The sequence below is a fragment of the Faecalibacterium sp. I4-3-84 genome (genome assembly GCF_023347255.1).
Lineage (GTDB): Bacteria > Bacillota > Clostridia > Oscillospirales > Ruminococcaceae > Faecalibacterium > Faecalibacterium taiwanense.
In genome coordinates this window covers 2,512,410-2,537,005 of record NZ_CP094466.1, presented here as the reverse complement: position 1 = coordinate 2,537,005, position 24,596 = coordinate 2,512,410, and the positions used below count along the sequence as shown (strand labels likewise).

Annotated in this window: 27 protein-coding genes and 2 pseudogenes; 4 read left to right on the top strand and 25 right to left on the bottom strand. The window is 53.3% G+C overall.

The window, feature by feature from the left end:
* Window positions 1-5 precede the first annotated feature (5 nt).
* The 7 genes from MTP41_RS12475 to MTP41_RS12455 form a co-directional block, all read right to left on the bottom strand.
* Window positions 6-524, bottom strand: coding sequence for an O-acetyl-ADP-ribose deacetylase (locus MTP41_RS12475; RefSeq protein ID WP_097778300.1), 519 nt, complete (start codon window positions 522-524; stop codon window positions 6-8).
* A 10-nt stretch (window positions 525-534) separates the two neighbouring features.
* Entirely contained in the window at window positions 535-1,062 is a 528-nt protein-coding gene (locus MTP41_RS12470) for an isochorismatase family protein (RefSeq protein ID WP_097778301.1), read from the bottom strand.
* A gap of 114 nt (window positions 1,063-1,176) precedes the next feature.
* Entirely contained in the window at window positions 1,177-1,395 is a 219-nt protein-coding gene (locus MTP41_RS12465) for an HFLK protein (protein WP_097778302.1), read from the bottom strand.
* A gap of 83 nt (window positions 1,396-1,478) precedes the next feature.
* Window positions 1,479-1,856: a hypothetical protein gene (locus MTP41_RS15660; RefSeq protein WP_330220989.1), complete on the bottom strand. Its 378-nt coding sequence runs from the start codon at window positions 1,854-1,856 to the stop codon at window positions 1,479-1,481.
* Window positions 1,840-2,826, bottom strand: a complete 987-nt coding sequence (locus MTP41_RS15655; RefSeq protein WP_330220988.1) for a DEAD/DEAH box helicase — start codon at window positions 2,824-2,826, stop codon at window positions 1,840-1,842. Before MTP41_RS15655 ends, MTP41_RS15660 begins: the two co-directional genes overlap by 17 nt.
* Window positions 2,805-3,641, bottom strand: a complete 837-nt coding sequence (locus MTP41_RS15650) for a DEAD/DEAH box helicase family protein (protein ID WP_330220987.1) — start codon at window positions 3,639-3,641, stop codon at window positions 2,805-2,807. The genes MTP41_RS15655 and MTP41_RS15650 overlap by 22 nt, the downstream gene beginning before the upstream one ends.
* A 592-nt stretch (window positions 3,642-4,233) precedes the next feature.
* Window positions 4,234-4,569 carry a helix-turn-helix domain-containing protein gene (locus MTP41_RS12455; protein ID WP_097778303.1) on the bottom strand — a complete coding sequence of 112 codons (336 nt, stop codon included), beginning with the start codon at window positions 4,567-4,569 and terminating at the stop codon, window positions 4,234-4,236.
* Window positions 4,570-4,975: 406 nt separating this feature from the next.
* On the opposite strand from MTP41_RS12455, the gene MTP41_RS12450 reads away from it, so the two are divergent.
* Both MTP41_RS12450 and MTP41_RS15735 read left to right on the top strand, forming a co-directional pair.
* Entirely contained in the window at window positions 4,976-6,181 is a 1,206-nt protein-coding gene (locus tag MTP41_RS12450) for an IS110 family transposase (RefSeq protein ID WP_154244678.1), read from the top strand.
* Between the two features lie 355 nt (window positions 6,182-6,536).
* Complete coding sequence (locus tag MTP41_RS15735; protein ID WP_097778304.1) at window positions 6,537-6,731, top strand: DUF3873 family protein; 195 nt, start codon at window positions 6,537-6,539, stop codon at window positions 6,729-6,731.
* Between the two features lie 61 nt (window positions 6,732-6,792).
* On the opposite strand, the gene MTP41_RS12445 is transcribed toward MTP41_RS15735, so the two are convergent.
* The 12 genes and pseudogenes from MTP41_RS12445 to MTP41_RS12390 form a co-directional block, all read right to left on the bottom strand.
* Window positions 6,793-8,148 (bottom strand): relaxase/mobilization nuclease domain-containing protein, encoded by a 1,356-nt coding sequence (locus MTP41_RS12445; RefSeq protein WP_249236572.1) that lies wholly within the window; start codon window positions 8,146-8,148, stop codon window positions 6,793-6,795.
* Between the two features lie 557 nt (window positions 8,149-8,705).
* Complete coding sequence (locus MTP41_RS12440) at window positions 8,706-9,035, bottom strand: hypothetical protein (RefSeq protein ID WP_097778305.1); 330 nt, start codon at window positions 9,033-9,035, stop codon at window positions 8,706-8,708.
* Between the two features lie 61 nt (window positions 9,036-9,096).
* Entirely contained in the window at window positions 9,097-10,032 is a 936-nt protein-coding gene (locus MTP41_RS12435; protein ID WP_249235634.1) for a hypothetical protein, read from the bottom strand.
* Window positions 10,033-10,053: 21 nt separating this feature from the next.
* Window positions 10,054-10,776 (bottom strand): AAA family ATPase, encoded by a 723-nt coding sequence (locus MTP41_RS12430; RefSeq protein WP_097782402.1) that lies wholly within the window; start codon window positions 10,774-10,776, stop codon window positions 10,054-10,056.
* Between the two features lie 33 nt (window positions 10,777-10,809).
* Window positions 10,810-11,196 (bottom strand): DUF2500 domain-containing protein, encoded by a 387-nt coding sequence (locus MTP41_RS12425; protein ID WP_015536783.1) that lies wholly within the window; start codon window positions 11,194-11,196, stop codon window positions 10,810-10,812.
* 1 nt (window position 11,197) lies between these two features.
* On the bottom strand, window positions 11,198-11,545 hold the full coding sequence (locus tag MTP41_RS12420) for a DUF6054 family protein (RefSeq protein WP_249235633.1): 348 nt from the start codon (window positions 11,543-11,545) through the stop codon (window positions 11,198-11,200).
* An 86-nt stretch (window positions 11,546-11,631) separates the two neighbouring features.
* The gene (locus MTP41_RS12415) at window positions 11,632-12,381 is read right to left on the bottom strand and encodes an SDR family NAD(P)-dependent oxidoreductase (RefSeq protein ID WP_097778309.1); all 750 of its coding nucleotides are present in this window, start codon (window positions 12,379-12,381) and stop codon (window positions 11,632-11,634) included.
* A gap of 110 nt (window positions 12,382-12,491) precedes the next feature.
* Window positions 12,492-12,695, bottom strand: a complete 204-nt coding sequence (locus tag MTP41_RS12410; protein ID WP_097778396.1) for a transposon-transfer assisting family protein — start codon at window positions 12,693-12,695, stop codon at window positions 12,492-12,494.
* On the bottom strand, window positions 12,685-13,827 hold the full coding sequence (locus MTP41_RS12405) for a YodL domain-containing protein (RefSeq protein ID WP_179859711.1): 1,143 nt from the start codon (window positions 13,825-13,827) through the stop codon (window positions 12,685-12,687). Before MTP41_RS12405 ends, MTP41_RS12410 begins: the two co-directional genes overlap by 11 nt.
* Window positions 13,828-13,922: 95 nt before the next feature.
* Window positions 13,923-14,411: pseudogene (locus MTP41_RS12400) on the bottom strand (ParB/RepB/Spo0J family partition protein); the annotation flags it as partial.
* On the bottom strand, window positions 14,368-15,351 hold the full coding sequence (locus tag MTP41_RS12395; protein ID WP_249235632.1) for a ParA family protein: 984 nt from the start codon (window positions 15,349-15,351) through the stop codon (window positions 14,368-14,370). The pseudogene MTP41_RS12400 and the gene MTP41_RS12395, both read right to left, overlap by 44 nt.
* A 76-nt stretch (window positions 15,352-15,427) precedes the next feature.
* Window positions 15,428-15,592, bottom strand: a pseudogene (locus MTP41_RS12390) (replication initiator protein A); the annotation flags it as partial.
* Between the two features lie 69 nt (window positions 15,593-15,661).
* Here MTP41_RS12390 and MTP41_RS15730 point away from each other — a divergent pair.
* Window positions 15,662-16,216: a recombinase family protein gene (locus MTP41_RS15730; protein WP_442900306.1), complete on the top strand. Its 555-nt coding sequence runs from the start codon at window positions 15,662-15,664 to the stop codon at window positions 16,214-16,216.
* Between the two features lie 58 nt (window positions 16,217-16,274).
* Window positions 16,275-16,976, top strand: coding sequence for a sigma-70 family RNA polymerase sigma factor (locus tag MTP41_RS12380; RefSeq protein WP_249235631.1), 702 nt, complete (start codon window positions 16,275-16,277; stop codon window positions 16,974-16,976).
* Window positions 16,977-17,004: 28 nt separating this feature from the next.
* On the opposite strand, the gene MTP41_RS12375 is transcribed toward MTP41_RS12380, so the two are convergent.
* The 6 genes from MTP41_RS12375 to alaS form a co-directional block, all read right to left on the bottom strand.
* Window positions 17,005-17,619 (bottom strand): toprim domain-containing protein, encoded by a 615-nt coding sequence (locus tag MTP41_RS12375; RefSeq protein ID WP_097778312.1) that lies wholly within the window; start codon window positions 17,617-17,619, stop codon window positions 17,005-17,007.
* Complete coding sequence (gene holA, locus MTP41_RS12370; RefSeq protein WP_097778313.1) at window positions 17,616-18,644, bottom strand: DNA polymerase III subunit delta; 1,029 nt, start codon at window positions 18,642-18,644, stop codon at window positions 17,616-17,618. Before holA ends, MTP41_RS12375 begins: the two co-directional genes overlap by 4 nt.
* A gap of 82 nt (window positions 18,645-18,726) precedes the next feature.
* A complete protein-coding gene (locus tag MTP41_RS12365; protein ID WP_249235630.1) occupies window positions 18,727-20,787 on the bottom strand; it encodes a ComEC/Rec2 family competence protein in 2,061 nt (686 codons plus the stop codon).
* Between the two features lie 69 nt (window positions 20,788-20,856).
* A complete protein-coding gene (locus tag MTP41_RS12360) occupies window positions 20,857-21,396 on the bottom strand; it encodes a phosphoribosyltransferase family protein (protein WP_097778314.1) in 540 nt (179 codons plus the stop codon).
* A gap of 26 nt (window positions 21,397-21,422) precedes the next feature.
* The gene (locus MTP41_RS12355) at window positions 21,423-21,755 is read right to left on the bottom strand and encodes a histidine triad nucleotide-binding protein (protein WP_249235629.1); all 333 of its coding nucleotides are present in this window, start codon (window positions 21,753-21,755) and stop codon (window positions 21,423-21,425) included.
* Window positions 21,756-21,900: 145 nt separating this feature from the next.
* A complete protein-coding gene (gene alaS / locus MTP41_RS12350) occupies window positions 21,901-24,564 on the bottom strand; it encodes an alanine--tRNA ligase (RefSeq protein WP_249235628.1) in 2,664 nt (887 codons plus the stop codon).
* Between the last annotated feature and the right edge of the window lie 32 nt (window positions 24,565-24,596).

Below are 24,596 nucleotides of genomic sequence, written 5' to 3'. Positions count from 1 at the left end.
TCCGGTTACAGCCTTGCCTGATACACCCGCTCCGTCCGGGCATCGAAGCAGCAGAAAATCACCTGCATTGCGTAATCCGCATGTGCTTCCAGCCACTGCGCCACTGTTTTGACCGCAATCTCCGTGGCATCTTCCAGCGGGTAGCCATACACGCCGGTCGAAATTGCCGGGAACGCAATGCTATGGACATCATGCTCTTTGGCAAGGTTCAGCGAATTGCGGTAGCAGTCCGCCAGCTGCGTGGCATCCTCTGCTGTGCCGGAATAAATTGGCCCTACTGTATGAATGATATACTTTGCTTTCAACTGGTAGCCCTTAGTGATTTTTGCTTCTCCGGTGCGGCAGCCGTGCAGCGTGCGGCACTCCGCCAACAGTTCCGGCCCTGCTGCCCGGTGGATGGCACCATCCACACCGCCGCCCCCCAGCAGACTGCGATTGGCCGCATTCACGATGCCGTCACAGTCCAGTTTGGTAATATCACCCTCCACCACTTGAATCTGATTTTTTACTTTTTCAGAAATCATTGTAAACACCTCACTTTTTGAGCAGCTCCAGCGCCTTGTCCATAGGCACGCAGTCAGCATAGCGGTCCGGCCAGAGGAACTCATTATAATAGCGGTAGCTCTGCTCCCCCGTCATGTACTCGTTGTCCTGCGTGGAATTTGCATAGGCAGGAACGATCATGTGCAGGCCATGCTCAAAGCCCGCCTCCACCGTTGCATTGATGCAGAAGTCGGTCATGATGCCGCAGACCATCACATCTTTTTCGCCCTTTTCCGTCAGATATTCCAGCAGATCACTCTCTTTTTTGAACGCACTGCATACGGTTTTGACGAACCGTTTTTCAGTCAGCAGCGGTGCAAACCCGGAATAGACCTCAAATTCATCGTCTCCGATGGAAAAGCCTGTACCGGGCCCATCGTCATGCTGGACATAGACGACCTCGATTCCCTGTTCGCGGGCAGTCCGGATTAGTTTCCTGATGTTGCTGACAAACTTTTCAAACGCATACAGGCGTTCATCCACGATACCTTTCTGTGTATCCACAACCAGTAAAACCATGTGTAAGCCCTCCTGTGTATCTTTGGTTTCATCCTACCATAGACCGTTGCTTTCTACAAGCGGATTCAAAAAATCCCCACAGGGAAAACCTGTGTTTCACCTGCAGGGATTGATTCAACCACCCAAGACGATCAGGATCAGCACCACGACCACTGCAATAGCGATCAGGCAGCCGTACCCGCTGCCGTCCCCGCCGCCACCGCCATTGTTGTTGCGGTTTCCACCACCACCACCGCCGCCGGACGAGCCGCCGAAGTTGCGGTTGAACGCCGTCATGTACTGGGCATAGCCCGTATCGCCTTTGCCGAAGTAACCATAATCACCGTTTGACATTGTTTTGTCCTCCTCAGAAGTCTGTTGTCGCTTCTTCTGAAGGCATCTTACAAAAAGTGATGTCCAATAAACATCCTTTCTAATTATTTTTTGAACCTCATATAATATTTTTCAAGGCTCCTGTCGCAGACGTCCACAATATGCAGCCAGTCTTCCCGTGTCAGCTTGCGGAAGATGATGGGATTCACTTCAACGGTCTCTACATCTTTGCAGCGCATCAGAAAGCGCATGTCTTCAAAACGCTTGAAGGGGTTGGAGAGGATGTTCTTTTCCACATCCTTCTTAGTATAGCCACCCTTTTGGTAGATACTGTTGGGCTTTTCCGCAATCATCCCATGCGCCTTACGGTCTTTATAGAAGTCAATGAAGTAATCTACCACATCTGGCAGGGCAACTCTGCCATTGCTGTCCATATACTCATAAATTGCTTTGAGCAGGACCGGCTTATAGGAGAAGCTCATATCCCATCGTTTCAATGAATTTCATGAACTTATCTGCCATATTTTGCGGCGTGATGAGATCCCAGCCGTACTGCTTGGCAATGTTTCGGACACTTTCTTCGCGGAAATAGTGGAACATCCGCTTGTCGCCAAACGGGACAGAAAGATCCGGCTTGATTTTTCCATCCTTGATATAACGATCTACCGTTTCGGATTGCACATCTACCATCCGAACAAACTCAATCTGCGAGATCATATCCTTGACGCTGTTCTGCCAATTGAACAAGTCGATGATTTCGTAGTCGTCTACATCAATCGGCACATCCAGCCACGCTTCCGGCTTTTCTCTCTTGAACAGCATGTCCTGATCCAGCTTCCGCTTGTTCTCCGGGGCCAGCACATAGGCCATGGGCTGATATTTTGAAATATCCAGCGCCCGATGCAGACTGTAGGGCATATTGAACATATTGGCGTTGTCCACAAAGTCAACCACCAGCAGATCCTCTTTCCCCGGGCAGCGGCGTGTGCCACGGCCAAGCTGCTGCAAATAGATTGTTTTGGACATGGTCGGGCGTGCCATAAACAGCACCGTGGTATGCGGACTATCCCAGCCCTCATTCAGCAAGTCACAGGCACAAAGAACATTCGTAGAACCGGTTTCGTAATCTTTCAAAATCTTTTCCCGGACCTCAACACGATCCCGCCCGGAAACCGCTTCCGCCTTCACGCCGCTATCCCGCAGCAGCTTTGCAATTTCGGCTGCATGGTCTACGCTGGCACAAAAGATCACGGTCTTTTTGTCGTTGACGTACTTTAAATATGTATCAACGATCAACTGATTCCGTTCCGGGATGAACAGCTTGCTTTCCAGATCCTGCGAATTGTATTTGATGCCGTTGATCCGCACATCGGTCAGGTCGATGTTGGTCTTGACCCGGATACAGCGAATCGACACCAGTACGCCACGCTCTACAGCAGTTTTGAGATCCATTTTGTGGGCAACGTTCTGGGGAACAGTTCCAGCATATCTTCGCCATCGCTGCGTTCCGGGGTAGCGGTCAGACCCAGAACGAACTTCGGGTGGAAGTAGGTGAAGATTTTCTGATAAGTGTTGGCTGCAGCATGGTGGCATTCGTCCACGATCAGGTAGTCGAAATCCGTAGGAGAGAACTTTTCCAGATCCTTGGAGATACTCTGCACCGTTGCAAAAATGACCGTTTGGGTCATATCCTTCTGGCTTTCGGTGTACTCTCCCAAGGTCGCTTCCGGCCAGACCTTGGCAAAGGTCTCTTTTGCCTGCGATGCCAGCTTCAAGGCGTTGACCAGAAACAGCGTGCGTCCGCCCACTGCCTTGGCATCCGTTGCTGCCGTGATGGTTTTGCCTACGCCGGTTGCATGGTACAGCAGCGCAATGGTCTTGCCGTCCTCACGCATCTTCTGCAGGTTCTCGGTAGCCTCCTGCTGGTAATCCCGAAGCTCGATTGTCTGCCCCATCTGAACCGGCAGGTCCGCTTCAAAAGCCTTGAACATGGGGCTGGTGCCCAGGAATGTGATCAGCTCATCTTTGACTTTTTCCGGTTGCTTTTCCAACTGGCTGTAGATCCAACGGTAGACTTCCCAGTTGTCATAGATCAGGCTGTTCTGCTTCAGAAGGTCATCAGCGTATTTGTTTTCGGACACTTTGCTGGGGTTGTGGTAGGTCTCGCCGTCAATTTCAATTGCAATTTTGGATTCAGGCGATTCCAGCGCAAAGTCGATGTAGCGATGCCGTCCATAGATGTCCACGCATGGGTACTGGACCTGCAAATTTTCGGTTTTCTCAGGTCCAAAAGCCCCACAGAACAACTGAACAAACAGTTCTTCCGCACGGCTGTTAACACTGGTTGCTTTTGATGGTTCCATGATGGCCTCCCAGTCATATCATAGCTGCTTCAAACGAGTACCCCATCGCCCGCGAACATTCGCAGTTGGTTTGTTTTCTTTCAGTCTTGCCATGATTCCATCTTCTTTTTACCAAAATAAAGCAGTAATTGACAATTTTCAATTTACTATATCAAAGTATACTCTTTGCTTAATTTTCAGGCAATGTTTTTGTGAAAATTCCAACATTTCAAGTTGCTTTCCGTACCTTTAAACAAAAAATTTCCGTTATCTTTGTGGATTGTAACAGCTTGCGCAAGCAGGGCGTCTGTCTATACAAACGCCATTTTTGCTTCGCAAAATGCTTGTTGGGAATTCCCAAACCCTTTGTGATCTGCATCGTACCGCTGCAGGCTGCGCGTTCCTGCCGAACGCTTTTTTGATGGAGTTCATGATTCAGTGATATATTCGCTGGGCACAGACCCACTTAAAAGAAAAAGTGCCGACAATGATTTTGTCAGCACCCACTGTAACCTATTTACTTCTCTTTGATGTACGGTATGTTATCGATATATGCGTTCAAAATATCGGTTGCGGCTTTCTTCTGCCCCGGTGTAAGACGGCTCAACTTCCGGTTCAGCTCATCATCTGCCACATAAGATGCTGGGGCTGCGGAGTCCCGGATCAACACATCTGCGGGAACATCCAATGCTTCAACGATCCGGATGAAAGTGTCCAGACTTGGCGTCTTCACCCCACGTTCCAAATCACCCACATAGTTTACAGACAGATCTGCTTTCTCGGCCAGTTTATCCATTGTCCAGCCTTTTTTCCTGCGTTGTTCTCTGATTCGTTGGCCTAAAAGTGTTTTCATAACATCCTCGCATTCTATTAGCGTTAGTTACACGCCACTAGAATAAAGGCCGTGTATTTCTTTATACACAATCATTTTGCGTTTGTTCAACTCAATTAGCGTTTATTTCGGATAGAAAATTTTAGATCATTTCTATTACAATAAACATGGAACCGGATATGGCAGCCAGCCATATTCCATTCCAACTCGTACCTAAGCTACAATAAGAGAGTAATCGGCTAACGCATCATTCTCTGGGCTTCTACGCCCGTTCTAAAGACAGTTGACCATCTCTCTTGTTGTAGCATTCGTTTTAAGCAGGTTGAGCCACCCGCCAAGCGGAGCGTTCGTGTCACCCAATAGATTGAATCGGCAACGAGTAAAAGATGGATTCCGGTTGCAAATACAAAGTAATGGAGGAACCGTTATGAACGCTGTAGGCATTGACGTTTCCAAAGGAAAGAGCATGGTTTGCGTCATGCGCCCCTTTGGAGAAGTAGTACTCGAACCCTTTGAAGTTTTACACACCGCCCAAAGCCTGAACGATCTGGCTGGGAAGCTCAAAGCTTTGGACGGAGAGACCCGTGTCGTCATGGAAGCCACCGGGAATTACCACAAACCAGTTGCTTTCGTTTTACACGATGCGGGCTTATTCGTTTCCGTAGTCAATCCTGTTCTGATTCATGACTATGACAACAACAGTTTAAGACGTGTCAAAACGGATAGAAAAGACGCTGTTAAAATCGCCAACTATACGCTCGACAAGTGGACACGGCTACGACAGTATCTTCCCGAAGATGATACCCGGCTGGCTTTGAAGAATTGTTATCGTCAGTACCAGCAAGCCGTGGCAGTTCGTACTATGCTGAAGAATAATCTGATCTCATCTCTTGACCTGACCTTTCCAGATGCAAACAAGCTATTTTCAAGCCCCGCAAAGAGCAACGGGTGCGAAAAATGGGTCGATTTCATTGGAGACTTCTGGCACAGTGAGTGTGTTTCAAGCCTTTCCTCTGATGCCTTTGCTAAAAAGTATTTAAAGTGGTGTCAGAAGCACGGATATAATTTCACTCGCTCAAAATCGGATACGATCTATGCCTGTGCAGTCAATGCTGCTTCTCTTCCAAAATCCCCAACCTCAAAACTCCTTATTCAGCAACAGGTCGCTCAGCTGAAAGCCGTATCTCAGTCCGTGGCTGCATTCCAGCAGGAGATGCTTCGCCTTTCTCAACAGCTTCCGGAATTTGATACTGTGATGGAAATGTACGGCGTCGGCCCTTCTCTCGGTCCTCAACTGATGGCTGAGATCGGAGATGTCCGTCGTTTCTCATCCAAGAAATCACTCATTGCATTTGCAGGAATTGAACCGCAGCCAAATGATTCTGGCAAGATTGTGGGCAACGATAGCGGAATTAGTAAAGTGGGTTCGGCTGTTCTACGTAGGACGCTCTTTCTGATTATGACTGTCATCTTGAAGACACAACCTCAGGATGAGCCGGTTTTTCAATTCATGAACAAAAAGCGCTCTGAGGGAAAACCCTACAAAGTTTACATGATGGCTTCAGCCAACAAGTTCTTGCGAATCTATTATGCTAGAGTGAAAGCTGTAATGGACTCCAAACACTCAAAATAAGCATGGATATTTGTTTTTGGTCGTAATTTCCTCTTGAGCCTGAGCTGAATTCAAAGAACCGCTTAGCTGGCGCAGCGAACCCTTGACAAACCGAAGCATTCAAATGCTATCCTGATTTTGCGAGGGCTGGCTGGGCTTGCTTTGCTATCCCCTCCGTCGCCCTCGCTGTGTTTTGACCAGCATTTGAATACTGTTTGTCATGGGCAGCGGTCGGTTAGCGAATTTTCTTGTTTTGGGACTTGACTTTTATTAGCAGGTCTTTGTTCAAATCATCAATGGCCTTTTTGAACCGGGCATGCTACAATAGCAATGTTGTGCAATGCACATCAAACAAGAATAAAGGGAGCTGCCGAACGTGGATTCAATCTACCTGCTGCCCGGTGAAGAACGCTGTGTCAATTTCAGAGATTCCGATGGCATCCCAAAGGTACACTACACATATTGTTCTTTGCACGGCAGACTTTTCAACTGCACCTGCCGCTCAAAGGACGAAGCGCAGCGGTTATGTGAGGATTGGCTCGTCACGCAGGACCGCTGCTATATAAACTAAAAAAGCCACCGAGGATTCTTTCCCAAAACGGATTGGGATCGAATTCTCGGTGACTTTCGTTTTATCGGGTCTGCTGCTGTTCCTGTTCGCTCCTGTTGTCTGCAAAAAACATTTCTACGTTTTTCTGCGCCTTCATCAGTTCCTGCATTCTCTCTCGTGCTTTCCGATAGCTCGGATATTCTGCTTTTTTCTTTTTCAGAAGCTCAACATATTCGATGCTCAGTTCTTTTACCTTCGGAAGTTTTTTCAGCCCAGCCTCATCGAAAGCCGCTTTGGCTGCCTTGTGCAACGCAATGCTTTCCCGATTTGCTTCCAAGAATCGCTTGCTGTATCCTGCTTTCCGATAGGCCTCATAGATGGACCTTGTTTTGGCATAGTTGATAATGTGCGTTTTCATTACCGCAATTTCTGCCATCCGCGCTTCCGCAGCTTTGATGGAGTCGCCCAGTTCGTGATAGCGCATCGTTGCAGCACGTACCTGTTCTTCCATTTCATCCATGCTCCCGATTTTGTTTTCCTGCAGAAAAATCATCGTCTTGGACATCTCCTTCAGGTTGTACCGCTTCGCCCAACGCGCATAGCCGTCTCCCTTTCCTTCAGCCAATTTTGCCTGAATATCCACCAACATCTGAAATTTCTGTTCCTGCACCGGATGTTTTTTTCGCGGGCAGTGCTCTGCTTCTCCGGCGAGGACCGCTTTTAATTCTTCCTCACTGTATCCCGCCCCCAAAGTCCGAAACCGGGTGAATCGTTTTTGCCGTACACCTTTCACCGATGTGATTTTTCCGCGCTTGACCTCATATCCCTGCTGTTCCAGTTTTTTCAAAAATTCTTCGTAACTGCCCGGCTTGTCCGCAAGGATGCTGTCAATCACACCGCACAATTGATCGCGGTTGCTTTCTTTTGGCGGGTAAAGTACACGCTTCTGCCGCTCCCGGTAGGGCTTTATTTCAATCACAGACAGGCTGTGTTCCAGGCAAATCAGGTCACTCAGCCGCTGCACGGCCAACCCCGACAGCAAAAAGTCCCGGAATTTACGGCTGCAGTCCAGAGCCGTAGAGTTATAGATAATGTGATTGTGAATATGCTCCCGGTCGGTGTGCGTAGCAACCAGAAAAGCATACTTGCCTTTTGTAAAGCTCATCGCCAACTCATAACCTACTTTGTTGGCTTCTTCAGCGGTGATTTCTCCGGGTTTGAAGGACTGCCGAATCTGATATGCAATCACGTCATTTTTCTGTCTGCGTCCTGTAACAAGTTCGTACTGCCGCTTGGACAGCATAAATTCTTCATCTACAGTCAAGGGGCTGCATTTATAACTGCTTACAAGCTGCCCCTGCTCCGTTTTATCCGGGTTTTGTGCATCTCCTTCCACCACGGTATAACTGAAGTTCTTCACATCGGGGTCTGCAGGCAGGGTCCTGCGCTCCGCTTCCGTCTCTGCAATGTCCGGCACCTCCGCAGCAGCTTCCAGATACTGCCCTTCCAACTGCTGTACAGCCTCACGGAGCTGGTCTGCCAGATTTGCACCTTCTATCGGGACGACCGTAGCTTCTTCTTTGCCATACTGTGTGTTTTCAGTGGTCAATTTGCCCAGAATCATCTCCGGGTGGTCCGCAAAGTAGCTGTTGATGGCGATGCCATCTGCCGTCTTTCCCAGCTGCACCCATGCAGGTTCATGATCCATGGGCCGGTCGCGTTTCTGCAAAAAGATGATGTCACTGACAACATCAGTGCCCGCATTGGCGCGGAATGCGTTGTTTGGCAGGCGGATTGCTCCCAACAGATCCGCACGCTCCGCAATATGCTTCCGGGCAGCAGAATCCTTACTGTCCAGCGTATAGCGGCTGGTGACAAATGCCACAATGCCGCCGGGCCGCACCTGGTCGATGGCTTTCGCAAAGAAATAATTGTGGATATTCAAAACTCTCTTCTCAGCTTCAGCTTTCATAGCTGCCCGCAAGGAACTTACATTTATTCGACTCGAATGTTTACCGGATTCAGTGTAAGGTTGCCTCCGCCCGCCACCTTATACCATTTGCCTCTTTCGAGTTTGATTCTTTCCGTTACGCCCTGTGTAATATATCCGATTCTGTATTTTTCTCCAGTCTCTACATCGGTAAAGACCACCTCAGTATCACAATCACCGCTCACTTTTACAGTTCCCCAAAGTGGCTGTATTTGTTCTGTCTTTATGGTGCCTTCATCGTTTGAAAGGGTGAAAGTATGGCTTCTCTGAATATTGATATAAATCGCCACCAGAAAAACCGTTGCCAGACATAAAGCAAACCTTCTTGTTTTCATCGAAACACCTCCTGCAAATTCGGTTTTATCGAATCATATCACATAAGCGGACTCTTCAAACTTACAGCTCGGTTTCCACTGCAAGCTGCTCCTGCTTCTCCTTTTCATCAGCGATTTGGACATCAACATCTTCGCACATCTTTTTTAGAAGTGTAAGGACTCGCTTGATTTGGCTCTTGGTGTTTTCCACTCTGCTCTGCGCCTGATTGATGTGATCCAGAACTGCCCAGTCTGCAAAGAGGCCATCAAAGAAGAAATCTGCGAATTTCAAAAAACTGTCTACCGCAACCTGAAGGTCTGCGGTGATCTCAACATCGGCAAGCTCAGTTTTGAACCGCCGCAGTTCCACTTGAAGCTGTTCCACCTGCTCCTGTGCATTGTCCAGTTCCTCATACTTGGCAAGATCAGCCATCAAACCGCCGCCCATTACGTCCCATGTACTCCAGCCCTCGGCATTATCCAGCGTTTCCAGAACTTCATTGACCGTGTGCAAGGCGGTCTTTCCGGCGTTGATGGCTTCCAGCAGCTCCCGCTTTTGGACTTTCAGTGCGGCAATGCGGCTTTCGCTTTCCACAATCTGCTGTGCGGCAGGGTGGGCAGAGACTTTGATGCTTTTGATTTTTTCGGAAAGAGCAGCTTGATACTGCCTTTCGCAATCGGACAGCCGTTCCAGTCTATTTTGAATCTGCTCCAAGTCGGCATCAACGGAAGAAAGGTCATGGAAAGCAGCATCGTACTTGACACGGGCTGCATAGGCTTCCTGCCGTTCCTTGTCCAGCTTTTCGTCCATTTTTCCAATCACTTGATAGAAAAATGCGGCAAGGCTGTGCCCCTCCAGACGATCCACATCAGCCTGTTCTGCCAGCTTGGATTTTTCCAGCTTTTTCAGGCGGTCCGCAAGCGTATCTCTCTGGGCGGTCAGTTCTTTCTGCTTTGCTTCACAGTTCTTCTTTTCTGCGACCTGCTGCCAAAGCTCTTTCAACGTAGAATCACTCATAAGGAATGTCCTTTCCCGGCATTACGTTTCTTCGTTCAGAAGCTGGTTCAAAAAATGCTGCCGATTATTTACAAATGTTTTGGTGATAACGTAGCTGTCCGTATCTTCATACTGACAAGGATGAATCGTGCCATTGTCGAAGCTAAAAATTTCAGCATCAGGCATTCCGAGGAGAATGGGTGAATGTGATACGATAATGAATTGCGCCCCTTCTTGGGCACACCGATGAATGTTGATCAGTAACGTGAGCTGCCGCTGCGGGGATAAAGCGGCTTCCGGCTCGTCAAAAATATAGACTCCATCTGCACCCATGTAGTCCTGCGCAATAGCGAGGAAACTTTCACCGTGTGATTTTTGGTGATAGCCTTTGGAGGGATGATCGTCATCGGAATAGTCGATTTCCTTGGTGGCTACATTATAGAAACTCTCTGCTCGGAGAAAATACCCGAACTTTGGTCTGCGATACCCCTTGGAAATCGTCATAGCCTCACATAGTTCCGAATGGGAGTTGTATGTGGAAAATGAATAGTTCTTCGTTCCACCCTCTGCGTTGAAGCCGTAAGCAACAGCGATTGCTTCCAGAAGCGTAGATTTTCCACTTCCATTTTCGCCAACAAAGAACGTAATGGGCTTATGGAATGTAAAAGTGTCGATTCCACTGATGGCAGGAATCTGACGAACATAATTGTATGGGCGAACTCTGTTCCAGTCGATGGTCAGCCCTTGGATAAACAAATCGTTCATACAGCACTCCATACTATATAATGTAAGAAACACTTAGCTCCGCTCAAACCCAAGATAGCGGGTGCCCTGAAAACTCAGCTTTCCGATGTCGCCCTGCACGAGCAGACCATAATCGCTTCCGTCCACTTCAAATTCCATCCGGTCGCCGCTCTCCACCTGAAAAGTCACATAGTACGATGTAAATGTGCTAGTGTCGTATCCGTGCGCACCGGACATATCTCCGGCATTGGCACTGCTGGAATGCGAAACATCGGTGCGCTTTGCTACCACTGTTGCCGGAACGGTAAGCCGCGGCGAGTGGTTGTTTTTGTTCCATGTGCGGAGATTTGAAATTAGAGCAAAGAAAAACATTCCAATAAAAAGCAGGAACAGGATTGGGAAAATGAAGCTGAATATAGCGTCAAACCATCCAAAAAACATTTTACTCCTCCAAAATTTCTTCCAGCAGGTCCTTTACATCGTCCAGAAAAGATTCTTCTCCGAGGGTGTTCACCTTGAAGAACACCGCTTGACTGCCTCCTGCGGTGATGGCAGACAGCCGGATCGGACTGTCTCCATTCTGGAACAGGGTCAGTGTCAGACTCAGGCGGTTGCCGCCCATCATGCTGTACCGTTCAAATACACGGACACTGCACCGGGCATCGCCCTCTTTGAAATCACTGCCTGCCTCTAAATCTGCCGACCAACTGCTGTCCGGGATTTCTTGTTCCAGCTTCCGAAGCAGCTTGTCAAAGTTTTTGTTTCGGATGGTCTTTTCAAAGATTGCCATAATGGTTCCTCCGTTATGCCAACGAAATTCGGTTCCTTTATCTGGAATACGAGCGAAGCTGCCGAAAAATTGCAGAGAAGCTCCTCTCAATAACCGAAAGCCAGTGCGCCGCCATCCACGGCAAAATCCTGTCCGGTGATGTAAGCGGCACCATCGCCCACCAGGAACTCGGCCATCTTACCCAAGTCGCGGGTGTCACCGTAGGCGTGCAGCGGCATCCGGTTCAGAATTTTCTGCTCCCGGGCTGCGTCCACTACCTGCTCGTTCATTTTGCTGCGGAACCACCCCGGCGCAATGCTGTTGACGGTGATGTTGTCCTGCGCCCACTCCACGGCCAGAGCGCGGGTCATCGCCAGCACAGCGCCCTTGCTGGCGCAGTACGGCACCACCTCGCTGAAGCCCAGATGGGCGCTCATGCTGGTGATGTTGATGATGCGACCCTTGTCCGCACTTTTCTTCAGATAGGGGTAGCAAATCACACTCATCTGGAACAGATATTTGACATTCACATTCATGATATTGTCAAACTGCTCCATGGGAAAGTCCTCGGCCCGGCATTTATAGCTGACGCCTGCGTTGTTTACCAGAAAATCCAGACAGTCGTTATGCTTTGCGGCCAGCTCCACCACCAGTGTTTTCATAGCTTCTGCATTGCCGATGTCCCCCTGCAGATGGACAACGCCCGGTGCACTTTCGCCTACACCCTCTTTGGGCTTGCCGGTGCGGCTGATGACATAAACTGTCGCGCCGGCCTGAGCCAGCACATTTGCGATCTGGAAACCGATTCCGCTGCTGCCGCCGGTGACGATACCGGCCTTTCCCTTCAAACCTGCCATAAAAAGCACCTCTCATCTTTTATCTGCGACCTGAAAGCTGTCAGCTTCAGTATAGCACACCTTTGCAGGATGCGAAAGCTCTTATGTACGCCGCCCGCAGGCGGCAAAAATCAGTTCATTGGAAATTCCAGTCCTGCAAACTCGGCATCCGTCAGCCGTTTCAGCTTTTCAATGACCTGCTCTGACAGTTCCCGCAAAGCAGTTTCATCCGGCATCAGGTAGCACTGCATCAGCCGCAGCTCCCGCACTAGCCCCTGCCGGGTGCCGGTATTGTAGAGCATCATCAGCATCAGTTCTTCGTGGTCAAAGTTCATGGGCATCCCTCGCTTTCCGGCAGACGGTGGGGTTGCACTCCGGGGCATCGCACTTTTCTTTAAGAGTTTGCAAAACCGAGGTGCGCTCCGGCTTTTTATCCAGAAAACCCGGCAACTCCTTGAAGCCGATGCTGTCCACATAATGCGCTGAAATCTTCCCATCCTGATTCAGCATGATTACATCGCTGACCGACAGGCTGTGCCCATGGTAGTCCAGAGGGCGGGCGCAGTTGAATTTCTGGTACAGTTGTTCCAACAGCTCTGCCTGCGGAACGCTGCGCTTTCCTTCCGGGAGGTTGCCCCGGTACAGGATCTCATAATTCTCAATGGACGGAGCAACGTTCTGCTTGTTCAGATAGCGCATGGCAGCAAAGCGCAGCGCAGGGTCCGCATCCTGTTGCAACTGCATGACCAGATAACAGTCGTGCCCGCTTTGCTGGAATTGCTTCATACGGTATGACTGTATCTCATTTCGGTCTGCAAGTTTCTGGGTAAACTCCTCCTGAGTGAGCGGGATGCAGTCTTTGTTCCGCAGATTGTGGCTGTACAGAATCTCGTCCCGCACCTCCTCAATCCTCAGTTCGGGCGCATCAATTTTCCCACGCTCCAACAGGCAGCAGTCGCCCTGATAGAGCGCATACTCCCACGAGCCATTATCTGCCGCCTGCACAGTGAGATAATAGTCGTATTCCAGATTCCACGCCCGGCAGTCCTGCTGCGTCAGCGGCTCCGGCTCTACAATGCCACGGCTGCGCGCCATGCGCTCTGCAAATTCACAGATGTGCTGCACCGTGGACCCGATCTTCATGTGGTAGTCATCGAGATATTCGACCTTCTCGGAACGCTGGTGCCCATCCGGGTAGGTCATCTGCACAACACCGCCGTCCGGCACCCGGAACAGCTCATTGTACTGCGGGTCGATGAAACGCACATCATTTTCCGGCAAAGAACGTGGAGCCAGATTCCTTCGCCTGCGAACCCCGGAGCGAAACTTCTCCAAGGTGGTAACGGCAACATTCTGGATCTTCCCCACAGGTTCATCCTGATGCTCAGCCAGATAGTACGCACGGGCGGTCTCGATGCGCCGCTGACTGTTGCCCAGAGCTTCCCGTGGAATCTGCCCTTCCTCCACCGGGAGCGGGCTACTTTTGTCGAAAACCTCGTACCCGACACCTTGGAGATTTTCCCGCAGATGCAGATACGTCTGCTCGTTGATCAGATATCTGCTGCCTCCAACTTCCGCCCAATTTGGGTGGAAGTCAAATCCGACCTAGCACCTTGATTTTTTAAGGCTTCCAGCTTCATTTTGTACGCAAAAGCCCGCTCACTGGGCAGGATGTGTTCACGTTGCAAATTGGAATCCACCATAAGCAAAACTGCGGCATCGTCCGTCATTTCCCGGACGATAACGGGCAGCGTGTCCAGCCCGGCAAGCTCGGCGGCGTGCTGACGGCGGTGGCCGGAGATGATCTCATATCCGCCTTCCGGTCGGGGCCTTGCAATCAGCGGAGCCAGTACGCCGTACTGTGCCACGCTTTCCACCGTACGCTGCATAGCCTCATCGTCCAGCACCTTGAATGGATGCTCCTTGAAAGGGAACAGCTCCTCGATGGGAATCTGCTGCACTTGCTCCCGTTTTTGCTCCTGCCGGGATTCTTCGGTGGAAAACATCTCATCGAGACCTTTCAGCGCCAAGTTTGCGTTGCTTTTCGGCATCGGCCAGCACCTCTCTCGTCAAAGATTGATAGGCCGCTGCCACCTTGCCTTTGGGGTCATGGGCAAAGATGCTCCTGCCCCCCGCGCTGATTTCCGCTGCACGGACAGAGTGCGAAATGGGCTGCTCAAACACCCGGATTTTGCTGCCGTACACCTGCCGAATCAGTGCATCGATTTCCCTGCCGTAATTGGTGCGGCTGTCCGTCATGGTCATCAGGATACCCTCGATTTTTAGCTTCGGGTTGATTTGCCGGCGCACTTTCTGAATGGTCTGCAGCAGCTGCTCCAGTCCCTTTGCCGAAAGGTACTGCGCCTGCACCGGAATCAGAGTGGTATCCGCTGCGGCCAGTGCATTGATGGCGGTATCTCCGCAGGAGATAATTATAAATTCGCACATAGTGCGTACCGCTAGCCATAGAAGCGGAGCGACTACGGTCAGCATTCCCAGAGACGGCGTACAATCCAGCAGGATATAATCGTATTCCCGCCGGGCGCTGTCCAACACCTGTTTGAGCATCTTTTCCCGGCTCATACTGTTGACAAGGGCCACTTCCAGCCCTGCCAGTTCGATGTTGGCCGGAATCAGGTCAACGCCTTCCACATGGTGCAGGATGCCTTCACCGAGCGGGATGCACTGGTCGTTCATGGCTTTTGCCATCAGGGCAGAAAGCGTAACAGGCAGTTCATCGGGCTGCTGCCAGCCCATGCTGATGGCAATGTCTGCGCAGCGGACAACTATGAATCCGCATGCAGTGCGCACAACTGGCCATAGGAGCGAAGCAACTATGGTAAGCGACCCCTGCGGGTCGGCATCCACCAGCAGCATCTTTTTGCCTTCCCGTGCAAGCCCTACGCCCAGATTTTCGCAGGTCGTGGTTTTGCCGGTTCCGCCTTTCTGATTGACGATGGCAATCGTGGTTGCTTTTTTCGACATTTTCATCACCCCCTGTTCGATAAATCATGATTGGTTTGGTTCTGGTAATAAAGCTGCATGGTCGTGGGTGCATTGTAGAGTGCAGCCATCCGTTTTTCACGGACAGGCTCATGCGGTCCAACAGGATGCCGTACAGCGTTTTGGCATCAGTGGACAGGTCCTTGAATTTTATGTCCCGGAATAAAATTTTGGGCACCCGGAAATACGAGAACATCTCGCCCGACTGCCCATAGAAATAGTCAAACATCCTGACTTCCTCGCTTGTTCTGCCTTGTCACATCCTTGACACCTCCGTTCGTAGTATGATGAAATATGTATGACTATCGTTATTTTTCTTTGCAAAGATGGCCTGCCATGCTACAATAGCCGCATCTACGGCCACCGGATAACAGGAAAGGAGTATCTCATGGCCAAAACTGCCGACACCATTGCCATCTATTCCCGCAAATCCCGCTATACCGGCAAGGGCGAAAGTATCGGAAATCAGATCGACCTCTGCCGCGAATATATCTGCACTCACTACGGCGATGCCGCTGCGGAACATGCCGTTGTCTTTGAGGACGAGGGCTTTTCCGGCGGCAACCTGAACCGCCCAGATTTCAAAAAGATGATGACTGCGGCCAAGGACCGGAAATTCAGGGCCATTGTGGTCTACCGTCTGGACCGCATCAGCCGCAACATCAGCGACTTTTCCAGCCTGATTGAAGAACTGGGACGGCAGGGCATCAAAACAAAAACCGGGCGTTCTTTCACCCGGTTTTCCATCAAGTCTATTTTGCAGAATCCCGTCTACCTCATTGCAGACAAGGACGCTTATCCGTATTTTATGGACAACGAAGCGGAGCTGTTCGCACGGGAGGCAGGAAAATAGGCAAGCCCTCCTTCATAGATTACAGTAACCGTTTATGATACTATGGGGAGGGGTCGGCATGTTTTTATCTCTTCTGCAATTTTTTGCCACAAAGTTTCTGGTCCTGGCGCTTCATCTGGAAAGCGGCAGCTTCCCGCGGCCCCTCTCTGCCCGGGAGGAAAACGAAGCCTTTGCCGCACTGCGTGCCGGTGACCCTGCCGCACGGGAAAAACTGATCCGGCACAATCTGCGTCTGGTGGCACACATCGTAAAAAAATACTACGCCCTGCCCGGCGATCAGGACGACCTTATTTCCATCGGCACCATCGGCCTGATGAAAGCGGTAGACACCTTCGACTCTGACCGTCGGGCACGCTTTTCCACCTACGCCAGCCGGTGCATTGAAAATGAGATCCGGATGCAGTTCCGCCGGAACCGCAAAACCGGCGGGACCGTCTCGCTGCAGGAAGCGCTGGAATCAGATGGTAACTCTGCGCTGACGCTGGCCGATGTGCTGCAGGACAGCTTCTGCATGGAGGACACCTGCGAAACGCAGGACGATATCCGCCGGATGCGGCAGCTGCTGGACGGCCTGCCCGCCAGGGAGCGACAGATCATTCTGCTGCGGTATGGTCTTTCCGGCCAGCCGCCGCTGACCCAGCTGGAAACTGCAAAACTGCTGGACATCAGCCGCAGCTATGTTTCCCGTCTGGAAACTCATGCGCTGGAACTTCTGCGCCAGCGGTGGGATGTTCCGGGTACAAAAACAGCGCAGAGGTGAGCGGTGCGCTCGCCCCTGCGCCATGCAGTCAGCTATCCAGGATTTTCAACTGCAGTTCGTCCAATTGTTCAAAAGTATACAGTCGATTCAGCGCTTCCACCAGCTCCTTTTTGGAAAGACGCGGCGGCAGGTTCAGCGCGTTCAGAAGCTTTGCCTTGCGCTCGGCGCTGCCCGGCCTGCCGGAAAGCCCCCACTCGTAGAGGTCGGTATAGGTGATCTGCCGTCCTTCCGGGCGGGCCGCTGCGGCACCCGCCTCAGCGCCAAGGGCATCCCGCAGCGCCTGCAGAACGATGGCATCGTCCACGCCCTCGACCCCCAGCAGGCCCTCCTTGCCGGGCTGTTCCTTGCGCTTTTCCTTGCCGTGGATCGCGGGCACGTAAGCCTGCACCACATTCTTTTCTCCCACCAGATTGGTGATGTAGGTGCGGATGCGGAAGCCTGCTGCGTCCGAATCCGTGAGCAGGATCAGGCCGTTTTTCTGCGCCAGTGCTTTGAACAGCTGCTGGCGCTTTTTGTCGCTGTAAATGCCAAAGCCATCCGTCAGCAGGATCATGGCATCGGTCAGATGGGAAAGCCGGGCCGCATCGTATTTGCCCTCCACAATGAGCACCCGGCCTGTATGGATCATTTCGTTTTCCTTCATCGTCCGCTCCCCGCCATTGCCAACCGGCACAGCGCTGTTTCCAGCAGGATCTGGTCATCGGTAGGCTGGCTTTTCAGGCTCTGGTCCAGTTCCAGCAGCACCTGCATACAGTTTTCGATCTGGCCCAGCGTGTAATGCGAGGCTGTTTCGGCCGACCGCTTGAGCCGGTAATCACTGCCCTTATAGCCAAAATCCTTGAATACCGTGCTGTAATTTTTCCGTTTTGCTGCCCCCAGCTTGACCCGGTACAGATCCACATAGCTGCCGATCATGGCCGCTGTAATGGCAATGGGCTCCTGCTGCAGGCGCAGCAAAGTCTGCAGCTTTTTGCAGGCACCTGTGGCGTTTTTGGCCGTGATCATGCGGATCATCTCGAACACGTCTGCTTCCAGACTGACCGTGCCCATTTCCGCCACCATCGCTGCCGTGACCGTCTGATACCCGGACAATGCACAGAGTTTGTCCACCTCATTTTCCAAAAGGAACGGATCCTCGCCGCAGCGCTCCAGCAGCGCCGCCGCTGCGCCGTCTGGCAGGGTGGTTTTCTGCTCCTTTGCGCGATCGATCATCATCATTTTCAGTTCAAAGGGCTTGGGCTTAGCCAATTCTTCGGTGTAGCCAAGCGCCTTGCACTGCGCGATCAGCTTCTGTGCGCGCTTGCCTGTTTTGAGCTTGCTGCGCTCCAGTTCAAACACACTGCCCAGCACCACCACAGCATTTTCCAGACTGGAAAGGGTGCTGTTCAACTCTTCCAGATCCTTGTCACTGTAAGCTGTAGGGTCGATCTCCGGCAGCACCACCACACGCCGGGTACCAAAAAATGAGATGGTACCCGCCGCCATGATGAGCTGTTCGATCTCCGGCGCAGCTCCATCCAGAACCGTGGCATCCTCGTCGCTGTCTGCGGTCAGGATGCGGGTGATGGCCGTGATCGCCTGCCGGACAAGATACCGCTCGCTGGAATAAAAATAATATACCGGACAGCCCTTGTCGGCCAGCTGCCGCAATTTTGCTTCCGTTGCCAAACGGCTCTCCCCTTTCTGCTGTAGCTGGTACTATACTTATAGCAAATGTTATTGTACCACACTCGGCCCGGATTGCAAAGCATCAGTGCAGTTTCAGCCCGCCGCGCCGCCGCAGGCTGATGGATGCCGCCAGTTCTTTTCTGTTGTCCATCCAGTCATAGCTGCGCAGGGCCAGAACATTTTTATACTGCACAGCATCCGGCTTTGCAGGGGATGCCAGCAGCCACTGCACTGTGACCTGTTTTGCCAGTTCTACAGTTCCATTGACCACGGCAAACTGCCGGTTGCCGATGGTCAGCCGCACAAGACAGCCATTTCGGGTGCGCAGCATTTCCACCAGAGCCGGTGTGCACCGCAGCTTTTGTGCTGTGTTCACCGCCATTTCTGCTGCCGGAAGTGTCCGCTCTGCTTCCAGTGTACAGGCCGTTTTAGGGTTTGTGTTAGGGTTTGTGCGCAGGTCTGCCACAAGCTCCACAGTCTGCACGCCCCGCCGGGCAAGCTGGTTTTCCACTGCGTTCTGGGCAGAAGCTCCGCCCCGGAACAGCACCACGGCGGTATCGTTCTGGGTGACGACCACTGCCGGCGCGTTGGCGCTGCCTACAAGGTCGATGTGCACCACATCCCGGCTGAGAGCATTGCCCAGCCCGATGGAAACAGCTGCCGCCAGCAGGATGCATGGCCCTGCCACCCGCAGCCGTACCCGCCAGTGGAACGCCAGCCAGCACAACAGGATCAGCACCAGACACACGATGGCTGCATAGGCCGTATCGAAGTAGATTCCCGCGCCCGGTTTTGCGGAAATCCAGACGGCCCAGCGGTCGAGCAGGCCGGTCAACGCCGCAGACGCTGCGGACAGCACCCCATACAGCGGAGTAAGAGCGGGTACCAAGCCGGCAAAGGCCGTGCCAAGGCCCAGCAGCATCATGGGCTGGATGAGCCACAGCACCGCCACACTGGATACCACCGCATAAATGCTCACACTCAGCCCGCGCAGCACCAGCACCGGGAATGTGGCCACCGAAGCACAAAACGAGATGCAAATGCTTTCCGCAAGGCCCCAAAGACGTTCCTGCAGTTTGAAATACCATGGGCGCTTCACCGGGTTCTTTGCTTTCTTCCAGAAGCGGTGGTACCACGCATCCCGGGCGCGGCGGATGCACACACCGCCTGCCACCGTGCCCACCACCGCCGCAAACGAAAGTTCAAAGCCGATATCGCACACTGCATAACTGTTGCCTGCGGTCATAACGATACCTGCCACCGCCAGAGAGGTAAGGGTATCCGGCGGGCCGTACAGCCACACACCCAGTGCACCGACCCAGACCGCCACTGCGGCGCGGCATACCGAGGGTGTGAAGCCGGTCACGCCCATCAGCAAAAAGGCCAGCAGACTTCGGAATACCGCCCGGCATCTGCGCCTGCGGTAGCTCTGCTCCCACTCGTAGGGCAGGAGTGTGCTGAGGATATCACCGCACAAAATGGACACATGCATTCCGCTTACCACCAGCACATGGGCAAGACCCGCGCCCCGGTAGGCGCTGCGCATGGCCGAAGACAGATAACTCCGGTCGCCGGTAGTCATGGCAGCCAGCACACCGCCGGTCTTGCCGTCCATACGGCGGCGCAGCGACGCACTGAGCCTTTGCTGCAGGCGGTGGGTGCGGGCGCGGAAGCTGCCGCTTTCGCCCAGAACTGTAAGCTCCGGCCCATCCTCGTCCATTTCCGCCTGCAGAACGATGCCGTCCGCATACAGGCTGACCCGGCTTCCGGATGCCGGGGCCGACAGTATAAATCTTCCCTGCACCCTTTCCCCGGCTTTGCACTCCGGCAAAGCACTGCACTCCACCCGGAAGGATGCCGCGCTGCCGTTCACTTTCTCTACATGCAAAACAGCATCCACGATACCGGGATCGTAGGAATCCGCCGTGCTTTCCACCTCTGCGGTCAGCACCAGCGGACGGCCTGCATATTGCACACGGATGCGCTCCAGCCGGTTTGCCGTGTGCAGCACCGATGCCATACCCACAGCAGCACCCAGCAGGATGCAGAGCGCTGCTTTGCGGGCAGCATCAAAGATGCACAGCACCAGACAAACGGCAACAAAAAATGCCGCAAACGGCACAAAAAGTTCCGTTTGCGGCAAAAAAACGCACACTAACTCCACACCCAGCATTCCAGCACAGAAAACGCAGAGCGGGCGTCGCATTGCAGCTTAGTGGAAGAACAGAGGCAGCGGCTCCAGGAAGATGATATCCTTGCGCTCAGCTGCATCGCCCTCGGCCAGAACAGCGGCCTGGCCCACAATGGTGCACTGGGTCTGCTCAGCCAGCGCGTCCAGAGCCTTGAGCGAACCGCCAGTGGAAATGACATCGTCCACCACCAGAACGCGCTTGCCGCTCATCTTGTCCAGCTCCTTGCGGTCGATAACCAGCTTCTGCTTGCCTGCGGTGGTAATGGACTGATCCTCCACCACCACGGGGTCGGTCATATACAGCTTTTCGCCCTTGCGTGCGCAGACGTAGGGCTTACCGCTCTGGCGGCTCATCTCGTGTGCCAGAGGGATGCCCTTGGCCTCGGCGGTCAGCAGGATATCAAAATCCGGGCACTTCTTCAGCAGTTCAGCGGCAGCAGCCACGGTCAGCTCGGCATCACCCAGCATGATAAAAGCAGCAATGTCCATGTGGTCATTCACCTTGCAGACGGTCAGCTCACGGGTCAGGCCTGCAACGTGCAGAGTATAGGTCTCAGCCATAATTCAACGCTCCCTTTTTATTGGAATCAAACAGGCAGCTTTTCGCCGCCCAGAACATGGAAATGCAGATGTTTCACGGTCTGGCCTGCGTCCTCGCCAACATTGGAGATGACGCGGTAGCCGCTGTTCAGGCCCTGCTCCGCAGCCAGCTTTGCGATCACTGCAAAGATATGGCCCAGCAGTGCGCCGTCCTCTTCGGTCAGCGCAGCGGCAGAGACAATGTGCTTTTTGGGCACCACCAGAAAGTGCACCTTGGCCTGCGGGTTGATGTCGTAAAACGCCACCACCTGCTCGTCCTCGTACAGCTTCTTGGAGGGGATCTTCCCCTCCGCGATCATACAGAACAGACAATCTTCCATGGGAAACAACTCCTTCCTGATATTTTATAAACGTCCCCGCCCTCTCAGGCCGCTTTGCGTCCATCTCTCCCAAAGAGAGAGCCCTTGGCAAAACCATAAACTTTGGCAGCGCGTCAGCGCTGACGGAGAGGGCGAACCCGTTTTCTTATTCGCCCAGAGCCTTCTTGACGATGGCGCCGACAGCAGCCAGAGCTTCGTCGATCTTGGTCTCGTCCTTCAGGCCGGCCATTGCAAAGTCCGGCTTGCCGCCGCCCTTGCCGCCGGCAATGGCAGCGATCTCCTTGACCAGAGCACCGGCCTTCAGACCCTTTTCCTGTGCCTGTTTGGTCACAGTGACAGCCATGGTGATCTTATCCTCAGCCTTGCCCACCAGAACCGCCACAGCGGGCTTCACAGCCTTGTCGCGGATGGTATCGCACATGCCGCGCAGGGTGTCGCCGGTGGTGCCGGTGAAGTATGCAGAAGCGATCTTCACGCCGCCGATCTCCTCGGCATTATCAAACAGGCTGGTCACCTTGGAAGCGGCGACCTGTGCCTTGATCTCTTCCAGCTCCTTGGCCAGAGCCTTGTTCTCAGCCATCACGGCCTCGGCACGGACGGGCAGAGCGGTCACGTTATTTGCCTTCAGGGTGTTTGCCACGGTATGCAGCATAGCCTCCTGCAGGTTTGCACGGATCAGCAGGTTGCGGCCGGTGACAGCCTCGATGCGGCGGATGCCCGCAGCAACGGAGGCCTCGCTCACGATCTTGAAGCCGCCGATCTGGGCGGTATTCTTCACGTGGGTGCCGCCGCAGAACTCGGTAGACCAACCCTCGATGTCCACAACACGCACGACCTTGCCGTACTTTTCGCCGAACAGAGCCATTGCACCCAGCTTCTTGGCTTCCTCAATGGGCATTTCCCGGACGGTGACGTTCATGGACTCGTAGATCTTGTCGTTCACGATCTTCTGCACGCGAGCCAGCTCCTCGGGAGTGACAGCGCTGAAGTGGGTAAAGTCGAAGTGAGTGATCTCTGCATCCTGATAGGAGCCTGCCTGATGGACGTGGTCGCCCAGCACTTCACGCAGAGCTGCCTGCAGCAGATGGGTGGCGGTGTGGTTGCGGGCAATGGCCATACGGTATTCCTTATCCACCTGAGCGGTCAGGTGGTCGCCCACCTTCACGATGCCGCTCTCCAGCACGCAGGTGTGGACGTAGTATCCCTTGGGGGTCTTCTTCACATCCAGCACGCGCAGGCTGCAGTCGGCGCTGTTCAGCATGCCGTGGTCCGCAGCCTGACCGCCCATCTCAGCGTAGAAGGGAGTCTTATCCAGAACCACCAGCACGCCGTCCTTCGCTTCCTCGTCGGTAGCAATGGCATCGGTCAGGGTCTCCTCGTCGCTCAGGGCCACCACAACGCCGTTGTCGCACAGGGTGTCGTAGCCGGTAAAGACGGTGGGCTCTGCATCCAGCGCACCGAACAGATCCTCGCTCCAGCCGGAGATGTTCTTCTTCAGGCGCTCTGCACGGGCACGCTCCTTCTGCTTGGTCATTTCGGCGTGGAAGCCTTCCTCGTCGATCTCAATGCCCTGCTCTGCAGCGATCTCCTTGGTCAGATCCAGCGGGAAGCCGAAGGTATCGTTCAGCTTGAACACATCCAGACCCTTCAGCAGGTGCTGATGTGCCTTTTCCAGACCGTCGATCATGTTGTTCAGGATGTTCATACCGGCATCAATGGTACGGGCAAAGTTTGCCTCCTCGGTGCCGATGACCTTCTTGATATAAGCATCGTGCTCGCGCAGCTCGGGGTATGCGCTCTCGCTGGACTGGATGACAGTCTCCACCAGCTCCACCAGGAACGGGCGGGTGATGCCCAGCATACGGCCATGGCGGGCAGCACGGCGCAGCAGGCGGCGCAGCACATAGCCGCGGCCCTCGTTGGAAGGCAGGATGCCGTCGGACACCATGAAGGTGCAGCTGCGGATGTGGTCGGTGATGACGCGGATGGAGATATCGTTCTTGTCGTCCTCGCCGTAGGTCTTGTTGGCAATGTGCTCTACATGGTGCAGCACGCTCTGCACAGTGTCCACCTCAAACAGGTTGCCCACGCCCTGCATCACGCAGGCCAGACGCTCCAGACCCATGCCGGTATCGATGTTGGGGCGTGCCAGACGCTCGTAGTGGCCCTTGCCGTCGGCATCGAACTGACTGAACACCAGATTCCAGATCTCCATATAGCGGTCGCAGTCGCAGCCCACGCCGCAGGTCGGCTTGCCGCAGCCGTACTCGGGGCCGCGGTCAAAGTAGATCTCGGAGCAGGGGCCGCACGGGCCGGAGCCATGCTCCCAGAAGTTGTCTTCCTTGCCCAGACGCACCATGTGGTCGGGGGCGATGCCCACCTTCTTGGTCCAGATATCGTAAGCCTCGTCGTCCTCTTCGTACACAGAGATGTGCAGGCGGTCCTTCGGAATGGCCATCCACTCGTCAGAAGTCAGGAACTCCCATGCCCAAGGAATGACCTCCTCTTTGAAGTAATCCTGGAAGGAGAAGTTGCCCAGCATCTCAAAGAAGGTGCCGTGGCGGGCAGTGATGCCAACACGCTCGATATCCGGGGTGCGGATGCACTTCTGGCAGGTAGTCACGCGGTGACGGGGCGGCTCTTCCTGAGCCAGAAACCACTTTTTCATGGGGGCCATGCCGCTGTTGATCAGCAGCAGGCTGGGGTCGTTCTTGGGCACCAGCGGGAAGCTGTCCAGACGCAGGTGGCCCTTGCTCTCAAAGAAGCTCAGGTACTTTTCACGCAGTTCATTCAAACCGGTCCATTGCATAGGTTTTCTCTCCTCAATCGTCTTTGGCGCTT

Bases quoted from the DNA above. Each gene is read 5' to 3' on its own strand.
- MTP41_RS12475 (WP_097778300.1), bottom strand. From the start codon at position 524: ATGATTTCTGAAAAAGTAAAAAATCAGATTCAAGTGGTGGAGGGTGAT.
- MTP41_RS12470 (WP_097778301.1), bottom strand. From the start codon at position 1,062: ATGGTTTTACTGGTTGTGGATACACAGAAAGGTATCGTGGATGAACGC.
- MTP41_RS12465 (WP_097778302.1), bottom strand. From the start codon at position 1,395: ATGTCAAACGGTGATTATGGTTACTTCGGCAAAGGCGATACGGGCTAT.
- MTP41_RS15660 (WP_330220989.1), bottom strand. From the start codon at position 1,856: ATGAGCTTCTCCTATAAGCCGGTCCTGCTCAAAGCAATTTATGAGTAT.
- MTP41_RS15655 (WP_330220988.1), bottom strand. From the start codon at position 2,826: ATGGATCTCAAAACTGCTGTAGAGCGTGGCGTACTGGTGTCGATTCGC.
- MTP41_RS12455 (WP_097778303.1), bottom strand. From the start codon at position 4,569: ATGAAAACACTTTTAGGCCAACGAATCAGAGAACAACGCAGGAAAAAA.
- MTP41_RS12450 (WP_154244678.1), top strand. From the start codon at position 4,976: ATGAACGCTGTAGGCATTGACGTTTCCAAAGGAAAGAGCATGGTTTGC.
- MTP41_RS12440 (WP_097778305.1), bottom strand. From the start codon at position 9,035: ATGAAAACAAGAAGGTTTGCTTTATGTCTGGCAACGGTTTTTCTGGTG.
- MTP41_RS12435 (WP_249235634.1), bottom strand. From the start codon at position 10,032: ATGAGTGATTCTACGTTGAAAGAGCTTTGGCAGCAGGTCGCAGAAAAG.
- MTP41_RS12430 (WP_097782402.1), bottom strand. From the start codon at position 10,776: ATGAACGATTTGTTTATCCAAGGGCTGACCATCGACTGGAACAGAGTT.
- MTP41_RS12425 (WP_015536783.1), bottom strand. From the start codon at position 11,196: ATGTTTTTTGGATGGTTTGACGCTATATTCAGCTTCATTTTCCCAATC.
- MTP41_RS12420 (WP_249235633.1), bottom strand. From the start codon at position 11,545: ATGGCAATCTTTGAAAAGACCATCCGAAACAAAAACTTTGACAAGCTG.
- MTP41_RS12415 (WP_097778309.1), bottom strand. From the start codon at position 12,381: ATGGCAGGTTTGAAGGGAAAGGCCGGTATCGTCACCGGCGGCAGCAGC.
- MTP41_RS12410 (WP_097778396.1), bottom strand. From the start codon at position 12,695: ATGAACTTTGACCACGAAGAACTGATGCTGATGATGCTCTACAATACC.
- MTP41_RS12395 (WP_249235632.1), bottom strand. From the start codon at position 15,351: ATGAAAATGTCGAAAAAAGCAACCACGATTGCCATCGTCAATCAGAAA.
- MTP41_RS15730 (WP_442900306.1), top strand. From the start codon at position 15,662: ATGACTATCGTTATTTTTCTTTGCAAAGATGGCCTGCCATGCTACAAT.
- MTP41_RS12380 (WP_249235631.1), top strand. From the start codon at position 16,275: ATGTTTTTATCTCTTCTGCAATTTTTTGCCACAAAGTTTCTGGTCCTG.
- MTP41_RS12375 (WP_097778312.1), bottom strand. From the start codon at position 17,619: ATGAAGGAAAACGAAATGATCCATACAGGCCGGGTGCTCATTGTGGAG.
- MTP41_RS12360 (WP_097778314.1), bottom strand. From the start codon at position 21,396: ATGGCTGAGACCTATACTCTGCACGTTGCAGGCCTGACCCGTGAGCTG.
- MTP41_RS12355 (WP_249235629.1), bottom strand. From the start codon at position 21,755: ATGGAAGATTGTCTGTTCTGTATGATCGCGGAGGGGAAGATCCCCTCC.
- alaS (WP_249235628.1), bottom strand. From the start codon at position 24,564: ATGCAATGGACCGGTTTGAATGAACTGCGTGAAAAGTACCTGAGCTTC.